Annotated in this window: 11 protein-coding genes; 6 read left to right on the top strand and 5 right to left on the bottom strand. The window is 71.4% G+C overall.

The window, feature by feature from the left end:
• Window positions 1-47 precede the first annotated feature (47 nt).
• The 3 genes from OCEPR_RS01025 to OCEPR_RS01015 are packed head-to-tail and all read right to left on the bottom strand — an operon-like array spanning window position 48 to window position 4,273.
• Window positions 48-1,271 carry a hypothetical protein gene (locus OCEPR_RS01025; protein WP_013456844.1) on the bottom strand — a complete coding sequence of 408 codons (1,224 nt, stop codon included), beginning with the start codon at window positions 1,269-1,271 and terminating at the stop codon, window positions 48-50.
• A gap of 13 nt (window positions 1,272-1,284) precedes the next feature.
• Complete coding sequence (locus OCEPR_RS01020) at window positions 1,285-2,049, bottom strand: outer membrane lipoprotein-sorting protein (RefSeq protein WP_013456843.1); 765 nt, start codon at window positions 2,047-2,049, stop codon at window positions 1,285-1,287.
• Window positions 2,042-4,273, bottom strand: coding sequence for an efflux RND transporter permease subunit (locus OCEPR_RS01015; RefSeq protein ID WP_013456842.1), 2,232 nt, complete (start codon window positions 4,271-4,273; stop codon window positions 2,042-2,044). The genes OCEPR_RS01020 and OCEPR_RS01015 overlap by 8 nt, the downstream gene beginning before the upstream one ends.
• A gap of 142 nt (window positions 4,274-4,415) precedes the next feature.
• On the opposite strand from OCEPR_RS01015, the gene OCEPR_RS12145 reads away from it, so the two are divergent.
• A complete protein-coding gene (locus OCEPR_RS12145) occupies window positions 4,416-5,024 on the top strand; it encodes a TetR/AcrR family transcriptional regulator (RefSeq protein ID WP_049773458.1) in 609 nt (202 codons plus the stop codon).
• Here OCEPR_RS12145 and OCEPR_RS01005 read toward each other — a convergent pair.
• Window positions 5,021-6,730: an aldehyde ferredoxin oxidoreductase N-terminal domain-containing protein gene (locus OCEPR_RS01005; RefSeq protein WP_013456840.1), complete on the bottom strand. Its 1,710-nt coding sequence runs from the start codon at window positions 6,728-6,730 to the stop codon at window positions 5,021-5,023. The two genes, OCEPR_RS12145 and OCEPR_RS01005, sit on opposite strands and share 4 nt — an antisense overlap.
• 111 nt (window positions 6,731-6,841) lie before the next feature.
• Here OCEPR_RS01005 and OCEPR_RS01000 point away from each other — a divergent pair, with 111 nt between their 5' ends.
• From OCEPR_RS01000 to OCEPR_RS00980, 5 genes are all read left to right on the top strand, one after another.
• Entirely contained in the window at window positions 6,842-7,585 is a 744-nt protein-coding gene (locus OCEPR_RS01000; protein WP_013456839.1) for a hypothetical protein, read from the top strand.
• On the top strand, window positions 7,582-8,346 hold the full coding sequence (locus OCEPR_RS00995) for a hypothetical protein (RefSeq protein ID WP_013456838.1): 765 nt from the start codon (window positions 7,582-7,584) through the stop codon (window positions 8,344-8,346). The genes OCEPR_RS01000 and OCEPR_RS00995 overlap by 4 nt, the downstream gene beginning before the upstream one ends.
• A 14-nt stretch (window positions 8,347-8,360) precedes the next feature.
• A complete protein-coding gene (locus tag OCEPR_RS00990; protein WP_013456837.1) occupies window positions 8,361-9,854 on the top strand; it encodes a YifB family Mg chelatase-like AAA ATPase in 1,494 nt (497 codons plus the stop codon).
• Window positions 9,855-9,918: 64 nt separating this feature from the next.
• Entirely contained in the window at window positions 9,919-10,470 is a 552-nt protein-coding gene (locus OCEPR_RS00985; RefSeq protein WP_013456836.1) for a DUF4388 domain-containing protein, read from the top strand.
• A gap of 9 nt (window positions 10,471-10,479) precedes the next feature.
• On the top strand, window positions 10,480-11,418 hold the full coding sequence (locus tag OCEPR_RS00980) for an MBL fold metallo-hydrolase (protein ID WP_013456835.1): 939 nt from the start codon (window positions 10,480-10,482) through the stop codon (window positions 11,416-11,418).
• On the opposite strand, the gene dnaB is transcribed toward OCEPR_RS00980, so the two are convergent.
• Window positions 11,415-12,773: a replicative DNA helicase gene (gene dnaB, locus OCEPR_RS00975; RefSeq protein ID WP_013456834.1), complete on the bottom strand. Its 1,359-nt coding sequence runs from the start codon at window positions 12,771-12,773 to the stop codon at window positions 11,415-11,417. The genes OCEPR_RS00980 and dnaB overlap by 4 nt on opposite strands.
• Window positions 12,774-12,891: the final 118 nt, after the last annotated feature.

Raw genomic sequence — 12,891 nt, 5'->3', positions numbered from 1 at the left:
ATGAAGGGGCGCGCCCGCGACCGCGGGCGCGCCGGTGGTGCAACCGTCTAGAAGCTGTACTCGAGCTCGGTGCGCAGCTCGCTGTTGTTCCGCCACACCCCGAAACGGGTGGCGTCGGCGCCGTAGAAGAAGGCCGCGCTCAGGCGTCCGGTCACGCCGTCCGCGAAGGCGTACTCGAGCCCCGGCCGCACCAAGCCCGAGCCGTCGGAGATCGTGTGCAGCCACGCCCCCTGGAGGGTGAGGCGCTCGTCGTACTCGTAGCGGGCCATCAACCCCAGCGTCTGGGTCCAGGCGTCCGCGGCGGGCGCGTCGGCCTTGGCCCAGCGCAGGTCGTAGGCAAGCACCGTGGTGGGCCCGCCGCTCCAGGCGTACTCGAGGGCCAGCCCGCCCTCGGCGTAGGGGTTCTGGACGTTGGGGTCCGCCCCGTCGGGGTCGGCGGTGAGGGCGTAGGCCGCCTCGCCGCGCAGCACCAGCCCTTCGGCGACGCCGGGGATCGAGAAGGCCAGCGCGAAGTCCGCCCCCACGAGCGTGCGGCGGTCGTACCCCATCACCAGGCGGAAGGGGCCGGCGGGCTGGGCCGGATCGACCGGCTCGACGCCCTGCGGGCTCGGGAAGGGGAAGTAGCCGTAGACGACCTGGCCGCCCAGGTCGAGCCCCTCGAGCACATCGAGGCTCGCCGTCGCCCGCAGGCCGAAGGTGCCGCTGGCCAGCTCGGCAGGGGGCTCCTCCACCCGGACCTGGGTGACGCCGGGCGGCAGCGTCTGGGGCGGCGCCCATTCGCCCGCGGGGGGCGTGCTGGGGGTGAAGAGGGGGATCCAGACGGCCTCGAGCTGGTAGCGCCCCTCGGCGTCGGGGTAGGCCGTCGCGTGGACCATGCCCACCGGCAGCTTCGCCTGGTCCAGCGGGCTGCTGAGGTCGCGCGGGTTGAGCACGTCGAGGGGGCTCAGCAGGTCGAGGCGGCCCCAGGCGACGACCTCGCGCCCCACGCTCAGGTCCACGCTCGGCAGGAAGAGGGTGGCGTAGGCCTCGCCCAGCCCGAACTCGGGGGAACGCGTGCGCGCGTCGTAGGCGAAGCGCAGCTCGGCGGTGAAGGCGGCGTCGCCCTGGTCGTAGCGCACCCCCAGGTCGAAACGGGTGCGGTCGAGCGTGAGGGCCAGGTCCTGGGTGCGCAGGCCGAAGCCCGTCTGAAAGCTTCCGGAGAACTCGGGCTGGGCCAGGGCCAGCGCGGCCGTGAGGGCCAGGAAGAGGGTGAACGAGCGGGTCAGTTTCATCGTGATCCTCCCGCTAGCGCTTCTTCATGAAGCGCTCGGTAAAGACGGCGTCGTCGATGGGAACGTCGATCTGGAGGTCCTTCTGCTCGAGCACGGTCTTGTGTCCGCTGGTCACGTTCTCCATCTCCAGCAGCGTGGGAATCAGGTACTTGCCGTCCGCGAACGGCTTGACCTCGCGGTTGGTCAGCACCTTGTAGAGCTTGCCCTTCTTGTAGAACTCGATGCGGCGGGGCACGAAGGTGTCCGCGGGCACCCAGGCGATCTGCTTGGAGTAGCTGCTGTCCACGCCCGGCTTGGGGGTCGACTCGACCACGTAGACCTCCACGCCATCCTCGTTCTCGGTGCGCAGCAGTTCGTGGGTGTAGTCCTCGATGTCCAGGCCGCTCAGGTTGGAGATGTCGTCGTAGCTGAAGTCCGAACCCATGAACGAGCCCTTCTTCTGGCTGCCGGCGATGCGGCGCACCCGCTTGAGGGCGGGCAGGTAGAGCTTCATCTCCTCCTTGCCGCCCTTCTTGATCGTCAAGAAGGCCGTGCCCTTCACGTCGGCCGGGGCCACGAACTTGATCAGCATCATCTCCCCGTCCTCGGTGCGCTTGCTCCAGACCCGGATCTCGCGGGTGAGCACCTTGCCCTGCTTGCCGATCAGCTGCATGACCATCGTGCCCTCCATCGAGGCCGGGCTGGGGTGGGCGTCGACCTTCCGCATCACCTCCTCGCCGCTGATCGCGAGCGCCAGGGAAGCCGAAAGAAGCAGTGCCGCCGTGAGTACCTTACGCATCCTGAACCACCTCGTGCTTTCTGTCCTTGCGGACGAAGACCAACAACGCTGCGGGCAGCGCCGTGAGCGCAAAGAGTGCGGTCGCGCTGACGGTGAAGCCCATGAGCTTGGCGAAGGTTTGGATGGGCGCGAAGCCCGAGAAGAGCAGGGCCATGAAGCCGCCGCCGATGGCCAGGGCGGTGAAGAAGACCGCGCGGCCGGAGACGTAGACGCTTTCGCGCGCGGCCTCGGCCGAGGAGCGGCCCTTGCGCAGCTCCTCCAGGTAGCGGACGATGATGTGCACCGAGTAGTCGCCCACGCCGATGGCGATGGCGCCGATCAGGGCGGTCGCGGTGTCGAGCGGGATCCCGAACAGCCCCATCAGGCCGAACTGGCCCGACACCGTGAGCACGAGGGGCACGATGCTCACCAGGCCCACGATCCACGAGCGCAGCAGCCAGGCGTTGAAGAAGGCCACCAACACGAGCGCCAGCCCCAACGAGACGTACTGGTCGTGCAGGATCAGGCGCATCGTCTCGAGCATCAGCACCGTGCTCCCGGTGGTGTTCACCGCGGACGCGTGGGGGCCGATGATCGCCTCGGCGTCGGCCTGAATGCGGTCCACCAGGTCCTGCATCGCCCCCGAGGGCAGCGAGCGCACCTGCACCGTGACCTGGGCCGTGGTCGCCGCCTCGTCCATGAACTGGGCCAGGTCCTCGGGGTCGCCCGACATCTGGTAGAGCAGGATCTCCTGGGCCACGCCCTCGCGGCTGTCGGGCAGGCCGTACGCCCCCGTCAGGGCCTTGTGCAGCTCGCGGATCACGTCGGCGATCGAGGCCGCCGAGCCCACCTCGGGGTAGGCCTGGACCTTCTGTTCAAAGCGGTAGATGGCCCCCAGGAGCGCCGGATCCTTGAGGTCGCCGTCGACGATCAGGATGACGTTGTCCGACCCGCCGAAGACGCGGTCCACCAGCTCAGTGGCCTGGCGCGGCGCGGCGCTCTTCGGGAAGTAGGAGAGGAAGCTGGTCTCCGCCTGGATGCGGGGGATGAAGACGAGCATCGCCCCCAGGAAGAGCAGCGCGGCCACGAGCACGCCCTTGCGGGCGCCCAGGAGCCAGCCCCCCAGGCCGCGCATGGCGCGGCTGATCGCGTCGGGGCGTTCGGGATCCATGATCCGGCGGGGGTTCTTCAGCAGGACCAGGATCGAGGGCACGAGCAGCGAGGAGGCCAGGAAGGCGGCGAGCACCCCGAAGGCGGCGAGCAGCCCGAACGACTTGATCTGGGGGATGCTCGAGGTGAAGAGCGCCGCCAGCCCCGCCCCCGCGGCCAGCGCGGAGACGAGCACGCCCAGCCCCGTCTCCCGGGTCGCCAGCAGCACGGACTCGCGGCGGGACGCGCCCGCGGCCAGCTCGTGGTAGAAGCGGTTGAGCACGTGCAGGGTGAACGAGCTGCCCACGGCCAGCACCACGACCGGCAGGATGGAGCTGATCATCCCCAGCTTGAAGCCGAGCCAGCCCCCGAGCCCCAGCGCCCAGACCAGCGCCACCAGCACGGTGAGCAGCGGCAGCAGCACCCCGCGCTGGCTGCGGAAGTTGACGAAGAAGACGAGGCCGATGATCCCGATCGCGAGCAGCAGCTGCCGCGGGATGTCGCGCGCCATCGTGTCGAGGATGTACCCCGAGAGCGCGGGGGTCCCCGCCAGGTGCACGGGCCCGTCCCAGGTGGCCGCCAGGGCCGCGCCGATCTCGTGGTTGAGCCGCTTCATGTCGGCGGCGGGGTCCACCTCGACGATCACCGCCGCGTAGCGGCCGTCCGCGCTGACCAGGCGGCCGGCGTAGAGCGGGTGCCCTTCCACGTAGGCGCGGATGCCGGCGACGTCGGCCTCGTCGAGCGTCTCGGGGAGCAGGTCCTCGACGAGCAGGAAGCCGTCGTCCTCCTCCATGCGCTTGGCGTTCGCCAGGCTGGTGACGCGCTGGACGCCCTCGACGGCGGCGACGGCGTCGGTGGCGGCGCGCAGCTGCTCGAGCGCCGCCGGGGTCCAGACCTCGCCCTCGAGCGCGGCGAGCTCCATCTCGCCGCCGCCGAAGGTCTCGCGCGCCTGGTCGAGCAGCAGCTTGGCGGGCAGGTCGGGCGGCACCAGCGACTCCGGCGAGTTGTCCAGCTCCAGCCCCCGCAGCCCGGCCCCGAAGGCCGCGCTCAGAACGAGGAAGAGCCCGATCACCCGCCAAGGGTGCCGGATGGCCATCTGACTAAGTAGATGCACGTTGGGTTACGCCCCTTTCATAGGACAAGGTATCTAACACGTTTACAGACTGTATACTTTGCTATACACTGTGTCAAGCCTCCGCGCACGGGGGCGCGGGGAGTCTGCCATAATGGGGGCGTCGATGAACACGGAGACGGCCAGCCTTCAGGAAAAACGGCGCGAGAAGCGGATCCGCGAGATCCTCAGCGCCGCCCTCGACGTGTTCACCGAGAAGGGCTACCCCAAGACGACGATGGACGACATCGCGGAGCGGGCGCTACTCACCCGCCCCGCGCTCTACAAGTACTTCGGCGACAAGCAATCGATTCTCAAGGCGCTGGTGGAGTGGAAGATGGAGGAGCTGATCGCCGAGTTCGAGGCGATCGCCGGCGAGGGGCCCGAGGGCTTCGAGCCGCAGCTGCGGCGGCTGGTGCGTTCGGCCATCGCCTTCCAGAAGCAGAACCGCGGCGCCTTCCACGCGCTGCTGACCGCCAACTCGCTGCCCAGCCTGACCAAGGACGAGCGCTTCGTGGCGCTCAAGAACCGGCTGGTGGGGGTCGTCGCCGGGATCCTGCAGGCGGGCATCGACGCCGGCGAGGTGCGGCCCGAACCCGCGCACGACCTGGCCGAGCTCTTCCTCTCGCTGCTCTTCCACCCCGCCGCCAAGGGCTTCGTGGAACCCGACAACGAGGACGCCTACGACGGGCGGCTGATCGAGCGGGTCTTCCTCTACGGCGTGGCCGCGCGCTAGCGCTCGAGCCGTTTCCAGAACCCGGCGATCCGCTCGGGATCGAGCCGCGCGGTGAGGTTGCGCGGCGGCAGCGGCTCTTCGTACATGAAGCGCGGCAGCGGGGCCACCTCGGGCTGGCCGGCGGCGCGGTTGAAGGCGAGCTCCAGGGCCAGCACCTCGCGGCCTAGCCGGTCGAAGGCGGCCGCGTCCGGCTCCTCGTCCAGGCCCGCGGCCAGCGCCGCGGCGCGCACGGCGGCGTCCTTCTGCGCGTAGGTGACGCTGCCCCCGAAGATGCACAGCCCCAGCGCGTCCGAAGCCGCGGCGTTCACCTGGGCGGCGAAGCTCAGGTCCATCAGCTCTTCGAGGCTGCGCTCGCCGGGGTTTTCGCGGGGGACGTTGCCCGCGGTATGGTCCGCCCCCTGCGGCGTCGTCATGTAGGTCACGCCGGTGCCCTCGACGACGCGCGGGTCGTAGGCGCTGATGCCCTGGTCGCGCACCACCGGGACGCGCGCGTGCCCGAGCGCGCGGCCGAGCCGCGCGGCCCCCGCCGCGTAGCGCCGCCCCTCCTCCGTGCCCGCGAGCAGGGCGCGGTAGACGTCCTCGACGAAGTCCAGGTCGGCCCAGGGGCCCAGGCCCGCGTCCATGGCCACCCCCAGGGCGGCGCCGAACTCGATGGTGTCGACGCCCAGGTCATTGGCCCAGCGGTTCATCCGGGCCACGGCGTCGAGGTCGTCGAAGCCCAGGTTGCTGCCCACCAGACCCAGGGTCTCGTACTCGAGCGGGCTGACCACCACCTTTCCCCAGGCGTCGGGCACCTTGTTGGAGCAGCGGATCACGCAGCCCGGCATGCAGGCGTGCGCCGTGGCCCCCTCGCCGTCGCGCTCCAGGATGAGCCGCCGGAGCGCCTCGCCGCCGAGCGGGTTCTCCCCCTCGGCCAGGCGGCCGCGCGAGAAGTTTTTCACCGGCAGGCCGCCGAACATGTTCTGGAAGTCGCCCATCCCCGCGGTGCCCACGCTGGTGTAGCGCTTGATGCCGTCGCTCGCGAGCAGCGCCCGCGCGTAGGCGCGCATGGCGTCCTTGAAGGCGGCGTCGCCGGCGAAGGCGGGGGACGCGCCCTCTTCCACGACGATCGCCTTGACGCGCTTGGCGCCGAAGACGGCGCCCACGCCGCCGCGGGCCGCGAGCCGACCCGGCTGGCCGTCGGTGTCGGTGACGGCGAGGCCGGCCAGCAGCCCTCCGTACTCGGCCACCGGTCCGACGAGGGCCAGACTGGCGGCCGCGGGAAAGTCGTTCCACAGGTGCTCGGCGGCCGCGTAGTTGCCCAGCCCCAGGTAGGGCGCGGCGTCCGCGAAGCGCACCCCGTCCGGGCCCAGCACCAGCACCACCCAGTCCGGAGCCGCACCCACGAGGGTGAGCCCGGCGACGCCGATCCGCCCCAACGCGTAGGCGAGCGTGCCCCCCGAGTTGGCCTCCTTGACACCCCCGGTCAGCGGACTGCGGGTGCCCACGCTGAGGCGGTTGGCGTTGGAGTAGCTGGAGCCGGCGAAGGGGCCGGCGGCGAGCACGACGGGGTTGTCCGGAGCAAGCGGGTCCGCGCCGGCCGCCCCGAGGCGCTGCAGCTCATGCACCGTGCGCCAGCGCCCCCCGCGCAGCACCTCCTCCGGCCCGAGCCGGCGCTCGGTCAGCGAACGGCGGTTCAGGTCGACGGTCCACCAACGACGGGTCATACCTGCATTTTAGCGACGGCGCCGACGAACCATCCGGCGGTCCGCCATCGTTTATATTGGTTCCTATGTTGCACGGGTTGCCTGGAGGGCCGTTGCGGTGCGGGGCCGCCGATGAATAACCGCGCCTCCGTATGGTTGCGCCCAGGCCGGGAGGCTTCCTCCAGGTCGCGCATCCAGGCCCTGGAGGCCCTGCTGCTGGTGGGTATCGGGGTTGCGGCGTTGCGCGCGGCGGGCCAGAACCCCCTGCAGCTGGGGCTGGGGTGGCTGATGGCGGCGGGCGGCCTCGACGCGCTCGTGGGTCTGGCGCGCGCCCGCTGGAAGCCCGCGCTGGAGCTGCGAGGGGCGCGGCTCTGCCGCGGCAGGGACTGCCGCGACCTGGGTGCGGTGCGCGGGGTGGCCCTGTCCTGGTACGACCCGTACCTGCTGCGCCCCGACCTGCTCGCCGAACTGCGGATCGTGCTCGACTGGGGCGGCGACCGCTGGATCGTGCCGCTGACGCACGACAACTGGGACGTGCTCTGGGAGGCCCTGCGGGAAAAGCGCCCCAAGATGCTTCCCTGGTGGTGCACGGAGGCGGTGCACGAGGCGCTGGCGCAGACGCACGAGGTGCCCTACCACGTCCCCCTGCAGGTCAGCACCGACGTCGAAGACCCGCCCAAGTGGGTGCTCTGGCTGAGCGGGGGCGTGGCTTTTCTTGCGGGCCTAGTGCTCAACGATTTCACGAGCGCGCGCTGGGGGACGGCGATCCCCGATCCTGCGGTCTACGGGGCCGGCGGCCTCGCGGCGCAGCTCGCCAACCGCAAGTTCAAGAAGATCCGCGTGGCGGTGCGCCCGCGTCGGGAGCGCGCGCCGTGAATCCGCACACCCCCGGACGCAGCTGCGCCCGTGCGGAACGCCCCGTCCCCCGGCCGCCGGTGCGCCTGGGGCGGGCGGTGCTGGGGCTCGCCCTCGTTGGGCTGGGGCTGCGCTTCCTGGCCCTGGGGATGACCCCGTTTCTCGTTCCCGCGGCAATCGTCCTGGGCGGCGCGCTGCTCGTCTACGAAACGCTGCGCGTCAGAAAGCCGCTCGTCTACGAGGTCTCGCCGCTCTGGATCTCCCGCGGGAGCGACGCGCGCCGGCTGGCCGCGCTGCGGGCGGTGCGGCTCGATTGGTACCGGGCCGCCTCCTGGCAACCCTGGCGGCCGGCGCTGCTCCTGGAGCTGGCGCGCGAAACCTGGCCGCTGGACCTAGGGCTCGAGGGCTGGTACGACGTCTGGGACTGCCTGCGCGAGCTGCGGCCCGAACTTGAGCTGCCCGACTGGCGCCGCCACCCGGGGGTGCTGAAGCTGCTCGCCCAGCGCCGCCGCCACGGGGTGCGGCTGCCGCCGGGGGTCGTCGTGCACGAGCCCAGCATAGCCGCCATGAGCGTCACGGCCGGCCTGGCCGTAGCCTTCGCTGAGCTCTTCGTCCTGCCCGCGCTCGGCCCCGCGGCCGCTTCCTGGGAGCCGCTGATCTTCAGCGGGGTGGCGGGTCTGGCCGTCTGGCTCTACACCCGCCTGGATCCGCCCAGGCTCAACCACGTCCCTCCGCCCAAGAACCGTTCCCGCTCCCCGAACCCCGGAAGCGGTCGCATGTAAAATAACTCCAACCCATGCTGGCCCGCGCCCGCTCCTTCACCCTGCACGGCCTCGACGCCCTGCCCGTCGTGGTCGAGGCCGATGTCTCGCCCGGCTTTCCCGGCTTCACGGTGGTGGGGCTGCCCGACGCGGCGGTGAACGAATCGCGCGACCGGGTGCGCGCCGCGCTCAAGAACAGCGGTTTTCCCTACCCGCAGATGCGGATCGTGGTCAACCTGGCCCCGGCCGAGCTGCGCAAGGAGGGGCCGCTGTACGACCTGCCGATCGCCCTGGCACTGCTGGCGGCCCAGGGGGTGGTCCCGGCGGAGAGACTGGAGGGCTGGGCGGTGGCCGGCGAGCTGGCGCTCGACGGCGAGCTCAGGCCCATCAGCGGGGCCATCAACCTGGCGCTGGGGGCGCTGGAGAACGAGCAGACGCGGCTGCTGCTGCCGCCGGGCTCGGCCGAGGAGGCGAGCGTGATCGAGGGGCTCGAGGTCTACGCCCCGCGCACGCTGAGCGAGGCGGTGGCCTTTCTGCTGGGCGACCGGGAGCTCGAGCCGTCGCGGCCGCCCGACCCGGCGGAGGCGCTGGACGAGCTGCTCGACCTCGCCGACGTCAAGGGGCAGGCCAAGGCCAAGCGCGCGGTGGAGATCGCCGCCGCCGGCTTCCACCACCTGCTGATGGTGGGCACCCCCGGCTCGGGCAAGACGATGCTGGCCCGGCGGCTGCCCTACCTGCTGCCGGCGCTGGGGCGCGAAGAGGCGCTGGAGGTGACGCGCATCCACGCCGCCGCCGGCCGCCTGATGCGGGGCCTGGTGCAGCGGCCGCCGTTCCGCAGCCCCCACCACACCACCTCCGACGCCGGCCTGATCGGCGGCGGGGCGGTGCCCAAGCCGGGCGAGATCAGCCTGGCCCACCGCGGGGTGCTCTTCCTCGACGAGCTGCCCGAGTTTCCCCGGCGCACCCTCGAAGTGCTCCGGCAGCCGCTCGAGGACGGGGTGGTGACGGTGAGCCGCGCCAAGGCGAGCCTGACCTTCCCCGCGCGCTTCCTGCTGGTCGCGGCCATGAACCCCTGCCCCTGCGGCTGGTACGGCGACCCCGAGCGGGCCTGCACCTGCTCGCTCACCGCCCGCCGGCGCTACACCGGCCGCATCTCCGGTCCGCTGCTCGACCGCTTCGACCTCGTCGTCGGCGTGCCCCGCCTGACCGCGGCCGAGCTTTCCCGCGCCCCCGAGGGCGAACCCACCGCGGCCGTACGCGAACGGGTGCTGGCGGCGCGCGATCGGATGAAGGCGCGCCAGGGAAGGCCCAACGGCGAGCTGGTGGGGCGGGAGCTGGCGGCGGCCCTCCGGCTCGACGAGGGCGCACGGGGGCTGCTGGCCGCGGCCGCCCGCAAGCTCCAGCTCACCGGCCGCAGCTACGACAAGGTGCAGCGGGTGGCGCGCACCGTCGCCGACCTGGCGGGCTCGGAGGCCGTGACGGAAGCGCACGTGGCCGAGGCCCTCGTCTACCGCGAAGAACTGAACTGAACCAGACAGCGCCGCAGCAACCCGCTATAATCGAGAGGAATCGTCGAGCGGGGTGAAGCACTACATGGAGCTTAGCGGCAATCTCAAAGAGCTGGACTTCGCGCAGCTCGTCGCGCTGATCGCGAACATGGAGGGCGTGCTCGAGCTCTGGAACCTGCCGCGCCGCCGCTCCGCTCAGCTCTTCATCAAGCGCAAGAAGCTACGCTGCGTGCGCATGAACGGGGCCTTCCTCGACCCCCTGCAGGCCAAGGCGCTGATGGCCGAGCTGGCCGCGGGCACCCAGGCGGCCTTCGAGTTCACGGCCAAGCCCTTCCGCACCCCTTGCGACCCGCCGCTCAACTGGCCGCTCGACAAGCTGCTGCTCACCGTCTTCACCCAGTACGACGAACGCCTGCGCTACCTCGACCGGCTGCCCGACCCCGACCGGCGGTTCCGGCTGACGGCGCTCGCCAACCCCGACGGCAGCCTCTTCCTGCGCGCCGCCGGCCCGCTTCTGCTGCGCGACGAAGGCGCCACCGCGCGCGAGATCGCCCACGATCTGCGGCTCCCGCTCGACCAGGTCCGCTACTACCTGCACAAGCTCCTGCAGCGCGACAAGGTGGAACCCGCCAAGTAAGCTGAACCCATGCGCCCCCTCGTCCTGGGCAGCGCCGGCTCGCAACCCACCCCCAAGGCGGGATGCGGTTGCCGGTTGTGCGCCCTCGCCCGGCGCGAAGGCGGCCGCGCGGTGCGCACCGGCCCCAGCCTCTACCTGCCCGAGGCGGACCTGCTGATCGACACGCCCGAGGAGGCCAACCAGCAGCTCACCGGCCACGACCTCGCCCCGCGCCGCGTCGCCTGGACCCACGCCCACCCCGACCACGCCGCGGGCCTGCGGGTGGTGCAGTTCCTGGCGCAGGCCTCGGGAAGGCCGGTCGAGGGCTGGCTGCCGCGCCCCCTCTACCCGGTGCTGGCCGAGCGTTACCCGCTCGATCACCTCGTAGACGCCGGCTACCTGGAACTTCACCTGGTGCCTCCGGGCCGCCCCTTCGAGCTCGGCGGGATCCGCGTCACGCCGCTCGCGCACGCGTTCGAGGAACCCGTCTTCGCCTACCTCTTCGAAACCGACCGCGTGCGCGGCCTCTACGCCCCCGACCACCTGCGCAGCCTGCCGCTGCCCGAGGGGCCGCTGGACTGGGCCGTGGTGCAGATGCCCATCCCGCCCCTGGACGCCCTCCCCTTCGAGCTCCCCCCCGAGCACGAGGCCTGGCGGACCTTCTACACCTTCGACGAGGCCCTCGAGGTCTGGCGCGGGCGCGCCCGCCGCCTGGTCTTCACCCACGTCTACGAGAGCGTGCGCATGACCCCCGAGGAACTGGACGCGGTGGCGGCCCGGGCGGGGGAGTGGGTGCGTTTTGCTCACGACGGGATGGAGGTCGCCCCGGAACCGGCCCGCGACGAGGCGGCGCGGCTCGAAGCCTTCCGCGCCGAACAGGCCCGCATCGAGGCGGCCTACGCGGACGACCCCAAGCGCATGCGCGCCGAGCTGCGCCGGCTGTGGCAGCGGTTCAAGCCCCGAAGCTAGAAGTCCCCGTGCGCTAGGTCGTTGAAGCGCACGTGGGCGGCGTGAAACTGCAGCTCGACCGTGCCCACCGGACCGTTGCGCTGCTTGCCGATGATGATCTCGGCGATGCCCGCCTTCTCGGAGTGCTCGTTGTAGTAGTCGTCGCGGTAGATGAAGAGAACCAGGTCGGCGTCCTGCTCGATCGAGCCCGACTCGCGCAGGTCGCTGAGCATGGGGCGCTTGTTGGGGCGGCTCTCCACCGCGCGGCTGAGCTGGCTGAGGGCCACCACCGGCACCTCCAGCTCGCGCGCCAGGCCCTTGAGGCCGCGGCTGATCGCGGCGATCTCCTGCTGGCGGTTCTCGCCGCTGCGGGTGGACTGGCCGCCGCTCATCAGCTGCATGTAGTCGATGACGATCAGGCCCACCTTGTGGTGCACCGCGAGCCGGCGCGCCCGCGCCCGCAGCTCCATCAGGGTGAGGCCCGGGGTGTCGTCGATGAAGACCGGCGCCTCGTAGATTCGGCCCGCGGCGGTGACGAGCCGCTCGTAGTCGCGGTCGGAGAGCTGCGCCTGACGGATGCGGTTCATGTCCACCCGCGCCTCGCTCGAGAGCATGCGCAGCACCAGGTCGATCGCGGGCATCTCCAGGGAGAAGAGCGCCACCGGGGTGCCGTCGCGCAGGGCCACGTTCTGGGCGATGGTGAGCGCGAAGGCCGTCTTGCCCATCGAGGGGCGGGCGGCGATGATGTTGAGGCTGCCGGGGCCCAGCCCGCCGATCATGCGGTCCAGGTCGGCGAACCCGGTGGCTAGCATGTCGCCGGCGGCCCCGTGCTCGCGCAGCCGGGCGATGCGCTCGTGGGCCTCGGTGACGAGTTCGCGCATCTCCTGAAAGTCGTGCCGGGGGCCGTGGGTGGCCACGTCGAGGATGAGCTTGCCCGCCTGGTCGACGATCTCCTCCACGCTGCCGGCCTCGTCGTAGGCCAGCCGCATCACCTCGCCGGCGGCGGCGATGAGGCGCCGCAGCACCGCCTTCTCGGCGACAATGCGGGCGTAGTGCTCGGCGTAGGCGGCGGTGGGGGTGGCCTCGCTGAGCCCCACCAGGTAGGTGAGGCCGCCCACCTCGTCGAGCTCGCCCGCCTTCTTGAGTTCTTCCGAGAGGGTGACCAGGTCCACCGGCTCGCTACGGGTGCGCAACGCCTCCATGGCCCGCCAGATCTTGCGGTGAGCCTCCTTGTAGAAGACGTCGGGCGTGATCAAGCCTTCGATGCGGTCGATGGCCTCGTTGTCCACGAGGGCCGAGCCCAGCACGCTGGCCTCGGCTTCCAGGTTGTGAGGGGGGATACGCCCCGTGGGCAGGCTTCTCGCCGGTTCGGCCATGATATCGAGCTCCCGATACGTCCCCCTAAAGGGACCTTATGCTACCAGCGACCGGGCCGCGGGTGGTGAAAACGAACGCGGCTGCAGTAGGATAGCCGCAGGCGGCGCGCCCCGGCAG

Source organism: Oceanithermus profundus DSM 14977 (assembly GCF_000183745.1).
Lineage (GTDB): Bacteria > Deinococcota > Deinococci > Deinococcales > Marinithermaceae > Oceanithermus > Oceanithermus profundus.
Note: the sequence above shows the minus strand (reverse complement) of the source record. Positions and strands in the feature narration are given on the sequence as shown.